Here is a 19,443-nt window from a genome sequence, read left to right as displayed (position 1 = left end):
CTCGACAGCTGCTACAGTCCGTCAAGCCGTCAGTAAACCCACACCTCAACCCGCCGATTCTTGATCCGCCCCTCATCCGCGCTGTTGGCTGCCACCGGCATCTGGGCGCCAAAGCCGCGAATCTCGCGCAACACCACACCGCTTTTCACCAGTTCCCGTCGCACCGCCATCGCCCGCAGTTTTGACAACAGATCAGCGCGTGCCGGGTCACTCTTGGCATCGCCAAACCCCACCAGTGTCACCTGCCGATTGGCTTTGTCACGCTGCTTTATATAGTCGAGTACCCGTGACAGGTCCTGCCGAGCCTTGTTATCCAGGGTCGCGCTGCCTTCCTCGAACCGGAAATTCACCGACAGCCGTTGGGCATGGCGACTGAGCGCCTGATAGCCCTCGGGCATCAGCGCATTCGGCGTGACGGTCATGGCCTGGACGGTCTGTGCGATAAAACCATTGGCCGCGACGATGGCCTGGCCCTTGCTGCTCTGGGCAAACGCCACCAGCGCTTGGGCCCAGGGATTTTTCCCGTTAGGCGGCAGGTAAAAGAACAGTCGGCGCGACAACGGATAGTCCTCCGTGGCGATCAGGCTGTTGAGCGGCAACATGGCCTGGGATTGACCATCGACAATCGCGACGGCTTTGGCCTCTCGCACGTAAGGCAGGCCGATGAAGCCGATACCTTGGGGGTCGAGACTGACCGCGTCGGACAATTGTTCACTGGATTCGAAGCGTTTCGCGGCGCCGCTCAGGGTTTTCCCACGACCGCTGAGGACCAACTCTTTAAACGTGTCGTAGGTACCGGATTGGTCATCCCGCGCATACAAATGAATCGGCCCACCGGTGCCGCCGAGTTCTTCCCAGGTCTTGGTCTCGCCACTGAACAGGCGCGCCAATTGCTCAGTGGTGAGTTGATTGAGTGGGTTTTGTGGATGAAGGATGATCGCCAGCCCATCAATGGCGATGACCTGCTCGGCAGCGGAACTCTTCAAGTCGCCCAAGGGCTTGAGTCCTACCAGTTCGCTGTCATTGATCGGACGCGACGACGCAGCAAGATCGGCCGTGCCGGTTTTCAGCGCCGAGAATCCGGTGCTGGAACCATGAGCCGCGATGTCCACCACGACGCGGCGACCCTCAACCGTTTCACCGACGACGCGCAGTTCGTTGGCGGTCTCCGGCGTTTCGCTGTGAACCTTGAGCAGGCCCTGTTCACGCAACAAGCCTTTGACCAGTGCCGGGCCCAACGCCGCGCCGATGGTGTTGGAACCCTGGATTCGCAGCGCCGGGCCCTGTTCGGGCGTCGGTAGACCGCCGGCCGTAGCGGTCATCGGCAGCCAGGCGCCCAGCATCAACAGGAATAACACGCGCAGCGTCATGCCGGCACCTTATAAGCCAAAGGAAGTGCCGGGAGAATAAGTCAGTAAGGTTTCCGAAAGATGACAGTTACCAACAGTGTAGGAGCGAGCTTGCTCGCGAAAGCGGTGTGTCATTCAACATTAATGTCGACTGACAGTCCGCCTTCGCGAGCAAGCCCGCTCCCACAGTTGATTTGTGCAGAAATCGAGGGATCAGGCCAACTCAAGCCAGATCGGCGCGTGATCCGACGGTTTTTCCATCCCGCGCAGTTCGTAATCCACACCCGCATCCTTCACCCGCGGCAGCAGGCCATGGGATGCCATGATCACGTCGATTCGCAGCCCACGCTTGGGTTCGTCCTCAAAGCCACGGCTACGGTAGTCGAACCAGCTAAAACGGTCGGCCACTTCCGGGTTCAAGTGACGGAAGCTGTCCACCAGGCCCCAATTCTTCAAGCGAGCCATCCACTCGCGTTCCTCTGGAAGGAAACTGCACTTGCCGGTTTTCAGCCAACGCTTCATGTTGTCCGGGCCGATGCCGATGTCGCAGTCTTCCGGGGAAATATTCACATCACCCATCACCACCAACGGCTGATCGTTGCTGAACTGGCTTTCCAGCAGGTGCTGCAGATCGTTGTAGAAGCGTTCCTTGGCCGGGAATTTGGTGGGGTGGTCGCGGCTTTCGCCTTGTGGGAAATAGCCGTTCATGATGGTCACCGGCACACCATTGGCGTCGGCGAAAGTGCCCCAGATAAAGCGCCGCTGGGCGTCTTCTTCATCCGTAACAAAACCTTTGTGCAGGTCAATCGGCTCCTGGCGCGAGAGCAGGGCGACGCCGTAATGACCTTTTTGCCCATGGAAATACACGTGATACCCCAGCGCCTGAACCTCGGCCAACGGGAATTGGTCGTCGTGGACCTTGGTTTCCTGCAGGCCGATCACGTCTGGCTGGTGCTTTTCGATCAGCGCCGCCAGCTGATGGGGGCGAGCGCGCAGCCCGTTGATGTTGAAGGAGACGATCTTCATGGTCGGCAGTCCTGGCAAAAGGGCGATGCTAGCTGACCTGTAGGAATCGGGCCAGTGTTGGGGTGAGGTGAATCTCATTTGTCTGTAGGTGTTGTTTCGTCAGTACTGGCCTCTTCGCGAGCAAGCCCGCTCCCACATTAGCTCGCTGTACAGCCCATCGAATTTCTTCAGTCTGGTCTATACCTTGTGGGAGCGGGCTTGCTCGCGAAGACGGCTTAAGCATCCACACTGATTTGGATCAGCCAGGAACTGTGCGGATGTTTATAGGCTCGTACCAATGAGAGCGCCGCCATTTGAGCTGCGCCCAGGGGAGATCAACCGTAATGCCTGAAACCTCGACCGCCATCGCCGATATTCACATGCTCGACAGCGGCTATTCCCGCGAAGCTCGCTCCCTGCTCTATCAGGCCTACCGGCACGAACCGACGTTCGGCTACTTGTTCGAAGCCGAACGCCCCGGTTATGAACAGCGGGTCCGCGCCACCGTGCGTGAACTGGTCAAACAACACTTTCTTCAGGACCTGCCGGCCATCGGCCTGCTGGTCAACGATCGGTTGATCGGTATCGCGCTGATCGCACCGCCGCAACGTCGGTTGGGCATCACCGAAAGTTGGGCCTGGCGCCTGCGCATGGTGCTGAGTACCGGTTTCCGCTGCACCCGCCGCTACCTCGAGTATCACGATGCCGTGGCGGCCTGCGTGCCGTCCGATGCGGTGCATGTGCTGCCATTGCTGGGGATTCATCCGCAATTCCAGGGCAAGCACTTCGGCGAGCAACTGCTGCAAGCCGTCCATAACTGGTGTGCGGTGGATGAACACTCTCAGGGCGTCATCCTCGACACCGGGAATCCGCGTTATCTGGAGTTCTATAAGCGTCAGGGCTATGAGGAAATCGGCGAGGTCGCCATCGGACCGATACGCGAGCATGTGTTTTTCCATGCCAATCCTCAGGTGCTGCAAACCGCTACGGCATAGAGGTCGAACTTTCCGCGCACGCCAGGCTCTATCACGCTCCCAAGCTCGTGATAGCATCCGCGCCTATGAAGTTTCCAGGAAGAAATACCAGCGGCGTGCTGATGCTGATTTTCAGCTGCGCAGCGCTGGCCCAAAGTGAATTGGATGTGCGGGTCAAACCGTCCAACGATGAACTGAAAGCCAATATAGAGGGCTATATCGGCAGCCTCGGCGATCGTGACGAAAAAGCCTTGTTGCGCTTCAGTCGTGGCGCCGAAGAACAGGCACGCAAGGCCGCCCAGGCCTTGGGCTATTACCAGCCGCAGATCGAGACGGACGTGAAGGGCGGCAAGACGCCGCGCCTGGTGCTCACCATCGATCCAGGAGAACCGATCCATTTGCGCAACGTCACCGTGCGCATTGACGGGCCGGCCGCTTCCCTCAAATCCTTTCGTGTGCCCAAAAGTGATGCGCTGAAAACCGGTGCGGTGCTTAACCATGGCCAGTACGAAGACGCCAAGCGGCTGATCCAGAATCAGGCGTCGCGCTATGGCTTTTTCAACGGCCGCTTTACCAGTCAAAAATTATTGGTCGACCCGCGAGCCGGCGTCGCCGATATCGAGTTGATCTACGACAGCGGTCCGCGTTATTCCCTCGGCAAGGTCACGTTTGAAGGCGATACGCCATTCGACGAAGACCTGCTGCAGCGCATGGTGCCGTTCAAGGCGGGCGCGCCTTATGACTCCGAATTGATCGCTGAACTCAATCAGGCCCTGCAATCGAGCGGCTATTTCGAAGGGGTGCGAGTGGACGCTGCGCCAACGGCGTCGAAGGACGATGTGATCCCGGTGGACGTCAAGCTCGAAACCCGCAAGCCGCGGACCATGGGGCTCGGCCTGGGGTACTCCACTGACGTCGGCCCCCGGATCAAGGCCAACTGGACCCGGCATTGGGTCAATCCCCAAGGTGATAGTTATGGCTGGGAGACGGAAGTCTCGGCGCCACGGCAAAACGTCGGTGTTTTCTACGACGTCCCCCTGGATCCGCCCCTGACCGACAAGCTGCGTTTCGCCGGTGGCTATCAGTACGAAGAAATCGCCGACAAGGACAGCTTGAGCAAGCTGCTGACCCTCGGTCCCGAGTGGCACAGCCAGTTGCCCAGCGGCTGGCAACGCGTGGTGTCGCTCAAATGGCAGCGCGAGGAATATCGCCTTGGCGATGATTCTGGCCTGAGCAATTTGCTGATGCCTGGCATCAGCTATTCCTACCTCAAAAGCGACAATCGCATCGACCCGCATAACGGTTATCGTCTCGAATTCGCGACCAAAGTGGCCAAGGAAGGGCTGGGCTCGGACAACAACCTGGTTTACGGCACGGCATTGGTCAAAGGCTTGACCACGGTCTTCGACAAACACCGTTTCCTCGGTCGGGTGCAGGTCGGCGGCAGCGCCACCAACGGCTACAAATCAGTGCCGCCGTCGTTGCGCTTTTTCGCCGGTGGCGATCAGAGCGTGCGCGGTTACGACTATCAGAGCCTGTCCCCGGAAAACTCCGAGGGCGATCGCATCGGGGGGCGCTACATGATCGCCGGCAGCGTCGAGTATCAGTATTCCATTGCCGAAAAATGGCGGGTCGCGACCTTCATCGACCAGGGCAACGCGTTCAATACACTCGAACTGCCGAACCTCAAGACCGGCGTCGGCATTGGCGTGCGCTGGGTGTCTCCGGTGGGGCCGATTCGCCTCGACCTGGCCCATGCCTTGGACGATGACGGCGGCATTCGACTGCACTTTTCCATGGGGCCTGAGCTTTGAATCGTGGTTTGAAAATAACGTTGCTGGCGATTCCGATGCTGCTGATGCTGGTCGTCCTGACCCTGTCCACGGTCTTGGGGACGGCAGTGGGCAGTCGTTGGGTGCTGGGCTTCGTGCCGGGTTTGACCGTGGAGAATTTCCAGGGCCGATTGGGCGGGCAGTGGAGCGCCGATCATCTGTTGTGGCAGCAAGACAGCAGCCGGGTTGAACTGACCCGAGTGATTTTCGCCTGGTCGCCGCTGTGCCTGACGCGCATGACCCTGTGCATTGAGCAATTGCAGGCTGATCTGGTCAGCCTGCAATTTCCACCCGGCACGGAAGAAAAAGCTCTGGGCCGATGACGCTGCCAGACCTGAAATTGCCCTTGGCGGTTGAGCTGGGGGACGTGAAGGTCGGCAGCTTGCTGTTCAACGGCAGCGAAGAACTCAAAGGCTTGCAACTGGCGGCGCACTGGACCGAGCAAGGTATGCGGATCGATGCCGTGCACCTGCAACGTGACGCGCTGACTCTGAACCTCTCCGGCCTGCTGCAACCCAGCGGCAACTGGCCGCTCAACGTCGAAGGCACACTGACCCTGCCGGCCCCGGGCGCTGAGCCGTGGGCGTTGGCCCTGAAGGTTGATGGCGACTTGCTGAAAACCCTGCGCCTGAAAGCCGACAGCAGCGGTTACTTGAACGGCCAACTGACCGGCGAGCTGCAACCGCTGGTGGACAATCTGCCGGCCAAGGCGCGGATCACTGCCGACGGCTTCAAGCCCAGCGCCGATTTACCGGACACCCTGCAACTCAATCAGCTTGAGCTCACCGGCGACGGTGACCTGAAAAACGGTTACCAGCTCATCGGCAACGCCACATTGCCCGCAGAACTTGGCCCGGTCGCCCTGCGGCTGCAAGGCAAGGTCGACGCCAAGGGCGCACAGATTGCCGCCCTCGACCTGACCGCCAGCGACAAACAAAGCCTCAAACTCACCGGCCAACTGGACTGGAGCAAAGGCCTGAGCGCCGACGCAAAAATCGACTGGCTGGACTTCCCGTGGCACCGCCTCTACCCGCTGATTGACGAACCGGAAGTCGCGCTGCGCAGCTTTAAAGGCGACATTTCCTACACCGACGGAAAATACCTCGGTAGCTTCAACGCCGCACTGGATGGCCCGGCCGGGGCGTTCAGCCTGAGCAGCCCGTTCAGCGGCGACCTGACGAAAATCTACCTGCAACAAATTCAACTCGAAGCCGGGCACGGTAAGGCCGAAGGGCACCTGAACCTGCAATTCGCTGATGGCATTGCCTGGGACACCGCGCTCGACGTGTCCGCCATCAACCCGGCGTATTGGGTCGCGGAGTTGCCGGGGACGCTCGCAGGCCCGTTGCGCAGCCATGGCGAGATGAAAAATGAAAAATTCAGCCTGACTGCTGATCTCGATTTGAAGGGCAAACTGCGTGGCCAGCCGGCGGTGATTCAGGCGAAGGCCGATGGCGGTGGCGAGCAATGGAACCTCAACGCGCTGCAGATTCGTCTGGGTGACAACAGCATCACCGGCAAGGGCAGCCTGCAACAGAAACTCGCCGGCCAGATCGATATCAAGCTGCCGCGCCTGGCTCAGCTTTGGCCGCAACTGCGCGGTCAACTCAATGGCCACGTGGATGTCGCCGGCACGCTCAAGGCGCCGCAAGGCAAGCTCGGTTTGCAAGGCACGCAACTGGCGTTCGCAGACAATCGCCTGCAAAGCTTGAACCTTGACGCGACTCTCGACAGCACGCAACGGGCGAAAATCGACCTTAAGGGCAGTGGCATTGAGGCCGGCGACACCTCGCTGGGCACACTGACGGCCAGCGGTCAGGGCGATATCAAAAACCAGAAACTCAACCTCGACCTGCAAGGGCCGAAACTGAAACTGGCGCTCGGTCTCGATGGCAGTCTGGATAAAGGCAATTGGCGTGGACGCTTGGCCAGCGGCGATATCCAGGCCGGTGGTCAGGACTGGAAGCTGCAAGGGCCGGCGAAACTGGAGCGGTTGGCAGACGGCAAGATCAACTTCGGCGCGCATTGCTGGATGTCCGGCCCGGCCAGCCTGTGCGGTGAAGACCAGCGTTTGATACCTGAGCCGAAGCTGCGATACCACCTCAAGCAATTCCCGATCGATAGCCTGGCGCAGTGGTTACCGAAGGATTTTGCCTGGAAAGGCAATCTCAATGCCGACGTGCAGCTGGACCTGCCCGCCAGCGGCCCGAACGGTCAGATCAGCATTGATGCCAGCGGCGGCACCTTGCGCATGAAGGAAAAGGATCAGTGGCTGGACTTCCCGTACCAGACGCTGAAGCTCACCAGCAAACTCACGCCCAAACGTATCGACACGGACCTCAACTTCGTCGGCGGCAAGCTCGGAGAGTTGATGGTGCAGGCGCAGATCAATCCGCTGCCGAAGAACAAACCGCTGACCGGCTCGTTCCGTCTCAGTGGACTGGACGTGTCGGTGGCGCGGCCGTTTGTGCCGATGGTCGAGAAACTCACGGGCCGTTTGAATGGCAACGGCACGATCTCTGGTGGGCTGATGGCACCTCAGGTCAACGGTAATCTGCTGCTCAGCGACGGTGAGGTGTCCGGGCCGGAACTGCCAATCGAGCTTCAAGCCTTGCAGCTTCAAGCCGTGATCGCTGGCGAAACCGTGCAATTGAACGGCGGCTGGAAAAGCGGCAAGGCCGGGCAGGGCAGTTTGAACGGTAACATCGCCTGGGGGCAGGCGTTGGTGGTGGATCTGACGCTCAAAGGCTCGCAATTGCCCGTCACCGTCGAGCCCTACGCCAAGCTCGAAGTGGCGCCGGACCTGAAGATTTCGATGAAGGGTGACGAGTTGGCCATTTCTGGCAAAGTCCTGGTGCCCAGGGGCGAAATTACCGTGCGCGAGTTGCCGCCATCGACAGTCAAGGTCTCCGGTGACACGGTGATCGTCGGCCAACAGACCGAAGCGGGTAAACCGCCGCTGGCGATGAAGATGGACATCGACGTGGTGGTCGGCGACGACAAACTGAGCTTTGCCGGGTTTGGCCTGACTGCCAACCTGCAAGGCCATGTGCACATCGGCGACAACATGGACACCCGCGGCGAACTCTGGCTCAACGACGGGCGCTATCGGGCCTACGGCCAGCGCCTGACCGTGCGTCGGGCGCGGCTGTTGTTTGCCGGGCCCATCGACCAGCCCTATCTGGACATCGAAGCGATTCGCCAGACCGACGACGTCATCGCCGGCATTCGCCTGAGCGGCAGCGCCGAACAGCCGACCACGCAGATCTTCTCCGAGCCGGCCATGAGCCAGGAACAGGCGTTGTCCTATCTGGTGCTGGGACGTCCGCTGGCCAGTAGCGGTGAAGACAACAACATGCTCGCCCAGGCAGCGCTCGGGTTGGGCTTGATGGGCAGCTCCGGGGTGACCAGCGGGTTGGCCAAGAACCTGGGTATTCAGGACTTCCAGCTCGACACCCAGGGCAGTGGCAACACGACCAGTGTGGTGGCCAGCGGCAATCTCTCCGAGAGGCTGAGCTTGCGTTATGGCGTCGGGGTGTTTGAGCCGGCCAACACGATTGCCTTGCGTTACAAGCTGAGCAAGAAGGTCTACCTCGAAGCGGCGGGCGGCGTGGCGAGTTCGCTGGATATTTTCTATAAGCGGGACTTTTAGGTCCCCGCTCCTTCCAGCACCGAGTCGCCCCGTTCGCGAGCAAGCCCGCTCCCACATTGGATCTGTGATGTACACAAATCTAATGTGGGAGCGGGCTTGCTCGCGAACGGGGCGCTGCGTTCGTCGATCAGAAGCAACTTCCTCCCGCCACTAATCACCTAAATACAAAGCAACCTAACTATTCCGTTGACATTCGCTGCCTAGGCAGTAACATCTAGTCATACATTCTCTGCCTAGGCAGCTAATTGGTGGTCAGATGAAACATTTCACCCCAGACGAATTCAAAAATTGCCATCTCGGTCTCCTGCTCGGGCGCGCTGCATTGCTCAAGGACCGGATCATCGACACGCACATGGAACCCCACGGCATCACCGCCGCGCAGTTCAAAGTGCTGATCATCATGGCCCAGTTCGGCGTCGATACACCGGCCGAGCTGTGCCGGCACCTGTCGCTGGACAGCGGCTCGATGACCCGAATGCTCGATCGTCTGGAACAGAAAGGTTTCCTCGCCCGGCAACGTTCCGAGGCGGACCGCCGTCAGGTTCAGTTGGTGCTGACTGAAGAAGGCCAGCAACTCGCCGACCGCTTGCCGCACATCGGCGCCGACGCCATGAATGAACTGGCAGGGGCGATTACGCCGCAAGAGTTGGACACCCTGGAACAGATCCTGAAAAAAATCTTGGTGGCAGCCGGTGACTCGATCACCCTGCTGCGGGTAGGTGACAAATGAGCAGTAAAACCGTGCGTGCCGGCCTGAGCCTGGTGCTGGCGGCCATGACGCTGGCCGGTTGCGCCAGCTACAGCGGCCTGACCACCGAAGGCGTCAGCCTCGATGCGAAAAACCTCAAGGCCGGGCAATCCCTCAACGGCGTGACCCTGTCACCCGCCGCCTGGCCGAAAAGCGACTGGTGGAAAAACCTCGGTGACCCGCAGCTCGACGGTCTGATTCACGAAGCCCTGCACGACAGCCCTGACATGCAAATTGCTGACGCCCGCGCTCACCAGGCCAGCGCCGCCGCTTATGCCGCCGATGCCGCGCGGATGCCGACGCTCGATGCCAGCGCCGGCGTCAGCCGTTCGCGTCTGGCCAAGGATCAAGACCCGCGCGGGCAAGGTGATGCTTACGCCACCGTGCGCAACATCGGCGCCAGTTTCAATTACAACTTTGATCTCTGGGGCGGTCAGCGTGACGTCTGGGAAGCCGCGTTGGGCCAGGCCCGCGCAGCGGAAGTCGACCAACAGGCCGCGCAGTTGACCCTGGCGGCCGACGTTGCTCGTGCTTACAACGATTTGGGGCAGGCGCATATCGTTTATGACCTGGCGAGCGACGACCTCAAACGGACCCGGCAGATGCTCAACCTGAGCCAGCGTCGCCTGAGCTCCGGGATCGACAGCCAGTACCAGTTCCAGCAAACCGAAAGCCTGGAAGCCACGTCCGAAGCCAATCTGATCGACGCCGAGAAACGCCTGCAAAGCGCCAAAATCACCTTGGCCGTGCTGCTCGGCAAAGGCCCGGATCGTGGCAATGAAATCGCCCGCCCGAAAATCCTTCAGGCCAGTGCCGTGGCGTTGCCATCGGTGCTGCCGGCGGAATTGCTCGGTCGTCGTCCAGACCTGGTGGCTGCACGCTGGCGGGTTGAGGCAGCGAGCAAAAACATCGCCGCCGGCAAAACACAGTTTTATCCCAACCTGAACCTTAGTGCGGCGGCGGGTGCCGAATCTTTACTGGGGGACGCGATGTTCGGTTCGGCCAGTCGCTTCTTCAATATTGCGCCGACGATCTCGGTGCCGATTTTCGACGGTGGCCGCCTGCGCGCCAACCTCGATTCCCGCGACGCCGATTACGACCTCGCGGTGGCGCAGTACAACAAAAGCCTGGTGAAAGCTCTGGGTGATGTCAGCGACACCATCAACCAGTTGCGCGATATCGGCCGGCAGATTGGTGCTCAGCAGCACGCCACCGACATCGCCCAGGATTCTTACAACACCGTGGTCCAGCGGTACGGTTCCGGCATCGGTAACTACCTGGACGTGCTCAGCATCGAACAGCAATTGCTCCAGGCCCAGCGTCAGTTGGCCAACCTGAATGCCGAGCAGATCGACCTGTCGATCCAACTGATGCAGGCGTTGGGTGGCGGCTTCCAGGGCGAGACCCTGGCCACCGCCAAAACAACCCCAGCCACGCTGACCCACTAATTCAAGGTATTTGTCATGGCCACTGCCGAAACAACTCCTGCTCCAACTGATCAAGCGCCTGACAACGCTCAAGACACCAGCAACCCGCGTAAACGTAAAGTCATGCTGGTGGTACTGGCCATCGTGGTGATCCTCGCCGGTGTCGGCGTCTGGGGCTATCACGAATTCTATGGTCGCTGGAACGAAAGCACCGACGACGCCTACGTGAACGGCAACGTGGTGGAAATCACCCCGCTGGTCACCGGCACCGTGGTCAGCATTGGCGCCGACGATGGCGACCTGGTCCATGAAGGCCAGGTGCTGATCAATTTCGACCCGAACGACGCCGAAGTCGGCCTGCAAAGTGCCCAGGCCAACCTGGCGCGTACCGTTCGTCAGGTTCGCGGTTTGTACAGCAACGTCGACGGCATGAAAGCCCAGGTCAACGCTCAACAGGCTGAAGTGCAGAAGGCGCAGGACAATTTCAATCGTCGGAAAAACCTTGCCGCTGGCGGGGCGATTTCCCAGGAAGAACTGTCCCACGCCCGCGACGACCTGACCTCGGCGCAAAACGCCCTGGCCAACGCCAAGCAGCAACTGAAAACCACCAGTGCCCTGGTGGATGACACGGTGGTTTCGTCGCACCCGGACGTGATGTCTGCCGCCGCGCAACTGCGTCAGGCGTACCTGAACAATTCCCGCAGCACCTTGATCGCGCCGGTCACCGGTTACGTGGCCAAACGCTCTGTGCAGCTCGGTCAGCGTGTTCAGCCGGGGACCGCGTTGATGGCGGTGATTCCGCTGGATCAGCTGTGGATCGACGCCAACTTCAAGGAAACCCAGCTGCGTGACATGCGCATCGGTCAGCCAGTGGACATCCAGGCCGACCTCTATGGCAGCGACGTGAAATTCAGCGGCACCATCGACAGCCTCGGCGCCGGTACCGGCAGCGCGTTTGCCCTGTTGCCGGCGCAGAACGCCACCGGCAACTGGATCAAGATCGTCCAGCGTGTGCCCGTGCGGATTCACATCAACGCCGAAGAACTGGCCAAGCACCCGTTGCGGGTCGGCCTGTCGACTCAGGTCGACGTGAACCTGCGCGACCAGAGCGGCCCGGTACTGGCGCAACAGCCGCCGCAAAAGGCCTCGTTCAGCACTAACGTCTACGACCGTCAGTTGGCCGAGGCTGACGCCATGATCACCCAGTTGATCCACGACAACAGCGCTGCGGTCAGTAAAACCGTTCAACGCTGATGCCATCACACCGACCCTGTGGGAGCGAGCCTTTGTGGTGAGGGGATTTATCCCCGTTGGGTCGCGAAGCGGCCCTAGCACTTCAAAGTCCAACCGCATTAATGAGTTGACGTCTGCTTCGCAGCCGAACGGGGATAAATCCCCTCACCACAAAGGCTCGCTCCCACAAGGTCCGCTGCGTCTGTAACAGGCGCAGCACCCATCAGGTTCCAAAGGATTCGCGATGAGCAATAACGCGTCTTTCACGCCGCCCAGCCTGGTGCTCAGCACCATTGGCCTGTCGCTGGCGACTTTCATGCAAGTGCTCGACACCACCATTGCCAACGTGGCGCTGCCGACGATTTCCGGCAACCTGGGCGTGAGTTCGGAGCAGGGCACCTGGGTGATTACTTCGTTCGCCGTGAGCAACGCCATCGCGCTGCCGCTGACCGGTTGGCTCAGCCGGCGCTTTGGTGAGGTCAAGCTGTTCCTCTGGGCGACGATTCTGTTTGTGCTGGCCTCGTTTCTTTGCGGGATCTCCACGTCGATGCCGGAGTTGATTGGCTTCCGTGTCTTGCAAGGTCTGGTGGCAGGCCCGTTGTACCCGATGACCCAGACGCTGTTGATCGCGGTCTATCCGCCCGCCAGGCGTGGCATGGCCCTGGCGTTGCTGGCGATGGTTACGGTGGTGGCACCGATTGCCGGCCCAATCCTTGGCGGCTGGATTACCGACAGCTATAGCTGGCCGTGGATCTTCTTTATCAACGTCCCAATCGGGATTTTCGCGGTGATGGTGGTGCGTTCGCAGCTCAAGACGCGGCCGGTGGAGACCAGTTACCAGCCGATGGATTACGTGGGGTTGATTACGCTGATCATTGGCGTCGGCGCGTTGCAGGTGATCCTCGACAAGGGCAACGACCTCGACTGGTTCGAGTCGAGCTTCATCGTCGTTGGCGCGGCCATTTCAGTGATTGCGCTGGCGGTGTTTGTGATCTGGGAAATGACCGACAAACACCCGGTGGTGAACCTGCGGTTGTTCGCTTACCGCAACTTCCGCATCGGCACCCTGGTGTTGGTGTTGGGGTACGCCGGATTTTTCGGCATCAACCTGATCCTGCCGCAATGGCTGCAAACCCAGATGGGCTACACCGCGACATGGGCCGGCCTGGCGGTGGCGCCGATCGGGATTCTGCCGGTGTTGATGTCGCCGTTTGTCGGCAAATACGCCCACAAGTTCGACCTGAGGTTACTGGCGGGCGGCGCGTTCCTTTGCATCGGCTTGAGTTGCTTCATGCGTGCCGGGTTTACCAACGAAGTCGATTTCCAGCACATCGCCCTGGTGCAGCTGTTTATGGGGATTGGCGTGGCGCTGTTCTTCATGCCGACCCTGAGTATTTTGATGTCTGATTTACCACCGAGCCAGATCGCCGACGGCGCAGGCCTGGCAACGTTCCTGCGGACGTTGGGCGGTAGTTTTGCGGCGTCGCTGACGACGTGGATCTGGATTCGTCGGGCGGATCAACATCATGCGTATTTGAGTGAAAGCATCACCACCTTTGACCCGGCGACCCGGGATGCCTTGAACACCCTGGGCGGAGCGGGGAATCCGGCGTATGCCCAGCTGGATCATGTGCTGACCAGCCAGGCGTACATGCTCTCCACCGTGGATTACTTCACGTTGCTGGGGTGGGGGTTTATGGGGCTGATACTGATTGTATGGCTGGCGAAACCGCCGTTTGCGGCGAAGGCCGGGCCGGAAGCGGCCGGTCACTAAACACAGCCCCTGTAGGAGCGAGCTTGCTCGCGATGGTGGGTCAGCTACATTGAGTCGCCTGACACACCATCGCGAGCAAGCTCGCTCCTACAGGGTTTGGTGTTGGGTAGTCAGTTAGCGGGTGCTGCCAACTGCGGTGGCGGGGCGAAATCAAAAGGCGCCAACGCAAACCCTTGCTCGTCCACCTGCAACGCCCATCCTTGACGATCCCAATCCCCCAACACAATGCGCCTGGCCGCTTGCTCGCCGATCTGCAACTTGTGAATGGCCGGGCGATGGGTATGCCCATGAATCAACGTTTTCACGCCATAGACCTGCATGATCCGTGGCACTTCGTCCGGCGTGACATCAACAATGTCATTGGCCTTCATCCGCGTCTGCGCGCACGGAATTTGTCATGCCTGCTCTTCTAGATAGGCGTCGGTAAGCAAGTCGATGGTCGCGAGCAACATATCGATATCTACCAATGTGGTTCGTGGGTTCAATAACGTCATCTTCAATGCTATTAGACCGTCGTGGCGGGTGACACCAAGATTGGCAATGCCTCGATCAAGCAATGTCTGCGCGAGATGACTGTGCACCGCATCCCGATCTGCGTCAGCGCAGAAGGGCCTGTGGATCCGGAACAAGACGCTTGACAGTTGCGAGCGGCTGACCAGTTCGAATGATGGTGACGTATCGATACGTTTGGCGACTGCGCTAGCGAGATCAATTGTTTGGTCGATCAGCTCCGCAAATCGGGTCGTTCCGAGGCTGCGCAGACTCATCCATAGTTTCAGGGCGTCAAATCGACGAGTTGTTTGCAGGGACTTTGCAACCAAGTTCGGTACGCCATCCCGATCATCCTCAACTGGGTTTAAATATTCCGCATGAGTACGCATCAGGTCGAAATGCATCGCATCGCGAAGCAGGAATGCCCCGCAACTGATGGTTTGGAAAAAGTGTTTGTGGAAGTCGAGCGTGACCGAGTCAGCACGCTCAAGACCTTGCAGACGATCGCGATATTTTTTTGATAGGAGCAACGCACCACCCCATGCGGCGTCCACGTGGAGCCACAGTCCATGGGCCTGCGAGATATCGGCAAGTGCACCGATAGGGTCGATTGCACCTGTATCCGTCGTACCGGCGGTAGCGACGATTGCGAATGGCACCTGCGATTCGCTTGTTAGTCTGGACAGCGTACGCTCGACGTCGCCTGCGGCCAGTCTGCCTTCATCGTCGCACGGCACGGATATGGCAGCGCTCCTGCCCAGGCCGAGCAAGGACATCGATTGCTGAACCGAAAAATGCGCCTGGCTTGAACAGATCACGACCATGCGCTGCGCGTCGACCGGAAGCCCATCCTCCTTGACGTTAACACCCAAGTGAACCAAGGCATGACGATCACGAGCAAGCATCAGGCCCATTAAATTGCTTTGCGTACCACCGCTAGTCAACACACCAGCGTCGTTAGCCGAGTAGCCAATACGTGCTCGAAGTGCGCTGACAAGATGCTGCTCGATGACTGTGGCAGATGGGCTCTGGTCCCAGGAGTCCATCGACTGGTTCGCTACGTTGATCAACACCTCGGCAACTTGAGAAGCGAGCGTTGTCGGACAGTGCAAATGCGCGACGCAGAGTGGATGGTGGACCTGTAGCGCATGGTCAAGAAAATGCGCAGCAGCATCGGCTAGAGCTTGCTCGTCGCCGACGCCATGTTCGGGAAAAATATCGAGACTCGACAACTGTCTTTGCAGCGTATCGGGCCGCATTCCGTCGAACAACGTACCTGTTTCGAGCCATCTGCTCGCAGTATCGACAGCCTTTGTCATCAGAAGACTGTAGGCTGCCGATCCCTGCTGATCGGCGGTGGTCATTCCTTTGGTCGGCAACTCAGGCATGGACTGTCGCCTCCTGCACGGCACGCGTTGCCGTTTCCAGTGCCGCCTCCAGCCGTTCGATCACGATGTCCCCTTCCTGATGTGTCAATGTCAACGGAGGTAAAAGACGCAGGACCGCGCCGTGCCGGCCGCCGCGCTCGGCAATCAATTGATTGTCGAAGCAGGCTCGTTGTAGCGCTTGCGATAATCGTGGATGGGCGGGATGACTGCCAAGTGAGTCGGGGGATAGTTCGGTATCGACGATTTCAATGCCAAGCATCAGACCGCGGCCGCGAATGTCACCCATGCATGGGAAGCGTCGCTGCAGGTGCATGAGACTGTGTTCCAGCGCAGCGCCGACCGAACGGACGTTGTCGAGCACGCCTGTCTTAGCCATGATGTCGAGCGTTGCTTGTCCGGTAGCCATCGCAAGTTGGTTGCCTCGAAATGTGCCGGCGTGTGCGCCCGGCGACCAAACGTCGTACCCGGCCTGGTAGGCCACCAGCGATAACGGAAGACCACCACCTATCGCCTTCGACAGCACGATCATGTCGGGAACGATTTTCGCGTGTTCAAAAGCGAACCATTGCCCGGTACGTCCGATTCCCGCTTGCACTTCGTCAAGTATCAGGATGATGCCGTGTCGTCGTGTGACCTCGCGTAGTTTTACCAGCCATGGAACTGGCGCAGGAATGACGCCGCCTTCACCTTGGATGGCCTCGACGATGATTGCTGCCGGCTTGATGACGCCGCTCTCGACGTCATCGAGGAAACGCTCGACTAACACGCCCAAGGCAATGACAGCGGCTTCGCCGCCAATACCAAGCGGACAACGATATGAATATGGGTAGGGCAGGAACTGTACCCCGGGCATCAGACCGCCCACGGATGTTTTCGGTCCGAGGTTTCCGGTCACGCTCAAGGCTCCGTGCGTCATCCCGTGGTATGCGCCGCAGAAACTTATGATGCCGGAACGGCCCGTAGCAATTTTCGCCAACTTAAGCGCGGCCTCTACGGCGTCGGCGCCTGTCGAACCGCAGAACTGCAGTCGCCAGTCCTCTGGTGAACCTGGAAGCAACTTGAGCACGGTTTCGCAGAATGCGTCCTTTATAGGTGTCGTCAAGTCGAGTGTGTGTAACGGCAATTGGTGGTCGAGCGCATCTCGTATAGCACCGATGACGGCCGAATGGTTATGGCCGAGAGCTAATGTTCCTGCACCCGACAGGCAATCGAGGTACTGCCTACCTTCGACATCGGTTACCCACGCGCCTTGCGCTGACTTGATCGCAATCGGAAATTTATGTGGATAGCTTCTTGCATTCGATTCAAAGCGAGATTGCCGTTCAAGATAATGTGCATTGCTAATTGATATGGCTAAACCTTCCATGTTTATTTCTCCATCTAGTGTTCAAGAAATTCGATAATAAGAAGTTTAGCCTCCGACTACCGATAGGCATACGACACAGTACTAAGCTAGCGAGTACCATGTTTTTCTAATATCGTTCCCAGCCGAAAAAACAAAAACAGCATCAAAATAAACGAACAAAATACAAGAGCAATAAATATAGAGCGAACACTATATTCATAAAACGAAAGCAAGCAGACAGAAAAAACTACTCCCAATATATTTAGAGACGATATGGTGAAGAGTGTTGGTACCCAAACATCCTCCATGCTTCTTAATGTCATCCGAGTCACAATATAAACGTATTCAAAAACCAAAAAAGGTATCGAGATCAGAATGTTGCTTTCAATCAGTCGCCTTATCGCTTCATCGGATGTATAAAATAGCGATACATTCTCATTGAAGAAAAAGCAAACCAGCAAGACAGGGGTCAATATAACAAATCCGAATTTCAATCCTTGAAAATACGTTTTTCTCAGCAAGGAAAATTCCTTTAGCACATAGTGGCGAGCTACAATTATTCCGGCAGCATTCCCCACTCCAATTGAAATCATGTATACGATGCTTAAAAAATGGAGGGATGCCTGATAAGCAGAGAGGCTTACATCGCCCAAGCTTTTTGAAACAAACGAGAGAATAAAAAATAAAAGACTTTCACCGCCGAAGCATAGCGCCAAGGGAAGTCCCTTATAAAAATAATCCGCGTACGTTGCCCTCTGAATACTCTGTAAGTACCGAAACCGGAAAATGTAGCGGTGGATTATTCGACTAAAAAAAATGAACGCTACTACAACAAGAAGCCACCTCAGTACAACATATGCAGACACAAAATAAATAATATTCGAATCCATATCTGTCAGGACCAAAATAGCGCCCATTGCAACAACAGCCACATTGAATGTCCACGTGTATAAGAGCTCATATTTTATTTGTTTAATGGCATTAAAAAAATTGAATATAATTATTTGTATGTAAATAGCAGGGGTGGAAAGTGAAAATATCAGTAGTACTTCAAGCCCTATAGAATTATCGTTAGCAGCAGAGGAGTTCCATGTGTTAAGAACGTATAGGAGCACCCCAGCAGCAATAAATACTCCAAACAAAAATGCGTACCTGAAAGAGACATTTAAATCAAGCGCAACCCCGCTGGCATTTAAGTCAGTCGAACCTGCCACATTCACCATCAATATTGAAAAAAACCCAATCCCTACAACAGTTAGAAAAGAAACCAAAGCCCAGGCTAATGAAGCATGACTCAGAGAATCAACTATAAAATGCCCAACAAAGGCAAAGTAGAAGAGGGACGCAATCATCTCGCCCAGCCTGGAGACTATCAACGTAACGGATATTCTAGCAATCTCCATATTTCCTTACCCTATGTAAGTATTATCGTATCTCACCAAGAATGTCTGGATATACCTCGTCCTCCCAATCAGTGGACAAATCCAAACCTAACGAGATTAAAAAAGCAGAGAGAATTTTTCCGAAAATAAAATGGAGAGATAAGTTTCTCGCATCAAACGCAGCATGGCTTGATAAATTAATTGGCCTTCCTTTATTTACAACATTAATTCTTTTTCCGTCCAGCATAATAGATGAGCCATCACCGCTCTCAAAACATTCCATTAGTTCCTGATCAAACTCATCATCATAAGATGTTACGACCGAAATATATCCATTATCATTCATCGCTCTGACTACTTTCTTGGTAACTCCATGTTGCCCCGACATAGAAAAACAGTACTCAAAATAACAAGCATACAGGCCCAACTCAGCATGAGTTAAAGCCTCGAAGCCCTCAGTGGCGGCCATAAACAGACGTGCTTTGTCTGAGTCAATAACTACAATATTTGTGACTCCTCTCTCCCTTAGCCCAAAGCATAGTGAGCGCCCAATTCTGCCGTAACCAACAACCAATGCAGGTTTATATTTTGACCAATCTGTAACGAACGAAGGCAGATGCGCCAGCATAATGTTTGCCACCATTACATTTTCTGCCATCTTATAGGAGTCATATGCTACCGACTTAAAACGTCTTCTATTAGCAAAATATTGAGTGTCTTGATATTTTTTGTGACCATTGGCAGTATCTTCGAGTACTAATAGTAACCGTTCACCCAGCGAGGCTGATATCTCATCGATATAGGGAGCAAAATAACCGCCAATATCAAATATAATGACTGGA

12 protein-coding genes and 2 pseudogenes are annotated in these 19,443 nt (G+C 57.2%); 7 read left to right on the top strand and 7 right to left on the bottom strand.

What is annotated here, in order from left to right; all coding sequences use genetic code 11:
• Positions 1-29: 29 nt before the first annotated feature.
• Entirely contained in the window at positions 30-1,370 is a 1,341-nt protein-coding gene (locus tag JFU37_RS02820) for a substrate-binding domain-containing protein (protein WP_201112683.1), read from the bottom strand.
• Between the two features lie 192 nt (positions 1,371-1,562).
• A complete protein-coding gene (gene xthA / locus JFU37_RS02815; protein ID WP_201112681.1) occupies positions 1,563-2,375 on the bottom strand; it encodes an exodeoxyribonuclease III in 813 nt (270 codons plus the stop codon).
• A gap of 323 nt (positions 2,376-2,698) precedes the next feature.
• Here xthA and JFU37_RS02810 point away from each other — a divergent pair, with 323 nt between their 5' ends.
• The 7 genes and pseudogenes from JFU37_RS02810 to JFU37_RS02780 all read left to right on the top strand — a co-directional run bounded on the left by JFU37_RS02810 (position 2,699) and on the right by JFU37_RS02780 (position 13,994).
• Positions 2,699-3,349: a GNAT family N-acetyltransferase gene (locus JFU37_RS02810; RefSeq protein ID WP_201112679.1), complete on the top strand. Its 651-nt coding sequence runs from the start codon at positions 2,699-2,701 to the stop codon at positions 3,347-3,349.
• A 65-nt stretch (positions 3,350-3,414) separates the two neighbouring features.
• Positions 3,415-5,142 carry an autotransporter assembly complex protein TamA gene (locus JFU37_RS02805; RefSeq protein WP_201112677.1) on the top strand — a complete coding sequence of 576 codons (1,728 nt, stop codon included), beginning with the start codon at positions 3,415-3,417 and terminating at the stop codon, positions 5,140-5,142.
• Positions 5,139-8,812 (top strand): annotated as a pseudogene (locus tag JFU37_RS02800) (translocation/assembly module TamB domain-containing protein). The gene JFU37_RS02805 and the pseudogene JFU37_RS02800 overlap by 4 nt, the downstream one beginning before the upstream one ends.
• 256 nt (positions 8,813-9,068) lie before the next feature.
• Complete coding sequence (locus tag JFU37_RS02795) at positions 9,069-9,542, top strand: MarR family winged helix-turn-helix transcriptional regulator (protein ID WP_201112675.1); 474 nt, start codon at positions 9,069-9,071, stop codon at positions 9,540-9,542.
• Positions 9,539-11,008 (top strand): efflux transporter outer membrane subunit, encoded by a 1,470-nt coding sequence (locus tag JFU37_RS02790; RefSeq protein ID WP_201112673.1) that lies wholly within the window; start codon positions 9,539-9,541, stop codon positions 11,006-11,008. Before JFU37_RS02795 ends, JFU37_RS02790 begins: the two co-directional genes overlap by 4 nt.
• A 15-nt stretch (positions 11,009-11,023) precedes the next feature.
• A complete protein-coding gene (locus JFU37_RS02785) occupies positions 11,024-12,241 on the top strand; it encodes an HlyD family secretion protein (protein ID WP_201112671.1) in 1,218 nt (405 codons plus the stop codon).
• Positions 12,242-12,464: 223 nt separating this feature from the next.
• Positions 12,465-13,994 carry a DHA2 family efflux MFS transporter permease subunit gene (locus JFU37_RS02780; protein WP_201112669.1) on the top strand — a complete coding sequence of 510 codons (1,530 nt, stop codon included), beginning with the start codon at positions 12,465-12,467 and terminating at the stop codon, positions 13,992-13,994.
• A gap of 110 nt (positions 13,995-14,104) precedes the next feature.
• On the opposite strand, the pseudogene JFU37_RS02775 reads toward JFU37_RS02780, so the two are convergent.
• The 5 genes and pseudogenes from JFU37_RS02775 to JFU37_RS02755 all read right to left on the bottom strand — a co-directional run.
• A pseudogene (locus tag JFU37_RS02775) lies at positions 14,105-14,377 on the bottom strand (UDP-2,3-diacylglucosamine diphosphatase); the annotation flags it as partial.
• A 12-nt stretch (positions 14,378-14,389) separates the two neighbouring features.
• Positions 14,390-15,874: a pyridoxal phosphate-dependent decarboxylase family protein gene (locus JFU37_RS02770; protein WP_446738742.1), complete on the bottom strand. Its 1,485-nt coding sequence runs from the start codon at positions 15,872-15,874 to the stop codon at positions 14,390-14,392.
• The gene (locus JFU37_RS02765) at positions 15,867-17,240 is read right to left on the bottom strand and encodes a diaminobutyrate--2-oxoglutarate transaminase family protein (RefSeq protein ID WP_201112668.1); all 1,374 of its coding nucleotides are present in this window, start codon (positions 17,238-17,240) and stop codon (positions 15,867-15,869) included. The genes JFU37_RS02770 and JFU37_RS02765 overlap by 8 nt, the downstream gene beginning before the upstream one ends.
• 86 nt (positions 17,241-17,326) lie before the next feature.
• Entirely contained in the window at positions 17,327-18,571 is a 1,245-nt protein-coding gene (locus JFU37_RS02760) for an MATE family efflux transporter (RefSeq protein WP_242485711.1), read from the bottom strand.
• A 73-nt stretch (positions 18,572-18,644) separates the two neighbouring features.
• Positions 18,645-19,443: NAD-binding protein (locus JFU37_RS02755; RefSeq protein WP_201112663.1), on the bottom strand; the 799-nt coding region annotated here is incomplete at its 5' end.

Origin of the sequence: Pseudomonas sp. TH41 (genome assembly GCF_016650695.1) — a bacterium.
Lineage (GTDB): Bacteria > Pseudomonadota > Gammaproteobacteria > Pseudomonadales > Pseudomonadaceae > Aquipseudomonas.
Note: the sequence above shows the minus strand (reverse complement) of the source record. Positions and strands in the feature narration are given on the sequence as shown.

Excerpts from the sequence above, each read along its gene's own strand:
- JFU37_RS02770 (WP_446738742.1), bottom strand. The coding sequence starts at position 15,874 with ATGCCTGAGTTGCCGACCAAAGGAATGACCACCGCCGATCAGCAGGGA.
- JFU37_RS02820 (WP_201112683.1), bottom strand. The coding sequence starts at position 1,370 with ATGACGCTGCGCGTGTTATTCCTGTTGATGCTGGGCGCCTGGCTGCCG.
- JFU37_RS02805 (WP_201112677.1), top strand. The coding sequence starts at position 3,415 with ATGAAGTTTCCAGGAAGAAATACCAGCGGCGTGCTGATGCTGATTTTC.
- JFU37_RS02760 (WP_242485711.1), bottom strand. The coding sequence starts at position 18,571 with ATGATTGCGTCCCTCTTCTACTTTGCCTTTGTTGGGCATTTTATAGTT.
- JFU37_RS02810 (WP_201112679.1), top strand. The coding sequence starts at position 2,699 with ATGCCTGAAACCTCGACCGCCATCGCCGATATTCACATGCTCGACAGC.
- JFU37_RS02795 (WP_201112675.1), top strand. The coding sequence starts at position 9,069 with ATGAAACATTTCACCCCAGACGAATTCAAAAATTGCCATCTCGGTCTC.
- JFU37_RS02785 (WP_201112671.1), top strand. The coding sequence starts at position 11,024 with ATGGCCACTGCCGAAACAACTCCTGCTCCAACTGATCAAGCGCCTGAC.
- JFU37_RS02765 (WP_201112668.1), bottom strand. The coding sequence starts at position 17,240 with ATGGAAGGTTTAGCCATATCAATTAGCAATGCACATTATCTTGAACGG.
- JFU37_RS02790 (WP_201112673.1), top strand. The coding sequence starts at position 9,539 with ATGAGCAGTAAAACCGTGCGTGCCGGCCTGAGCCTGGTGCTGGCGGCC.
- JFU37_RS02780 (WP_201112669.1), top strand. The coding sequence starts at position 12,465 with ATGAGCAATAACGCGTCTTTCACGCCGCCCAGCCTGGTGCTCAGCACC.
- xthA (WP_201112681.1), bottom strand. The coding sequence starts at position 2,375 with ATGAAGATCGTCTCCTTCAACATCAACGGGCTGCGCGCTCGCCCCCAT.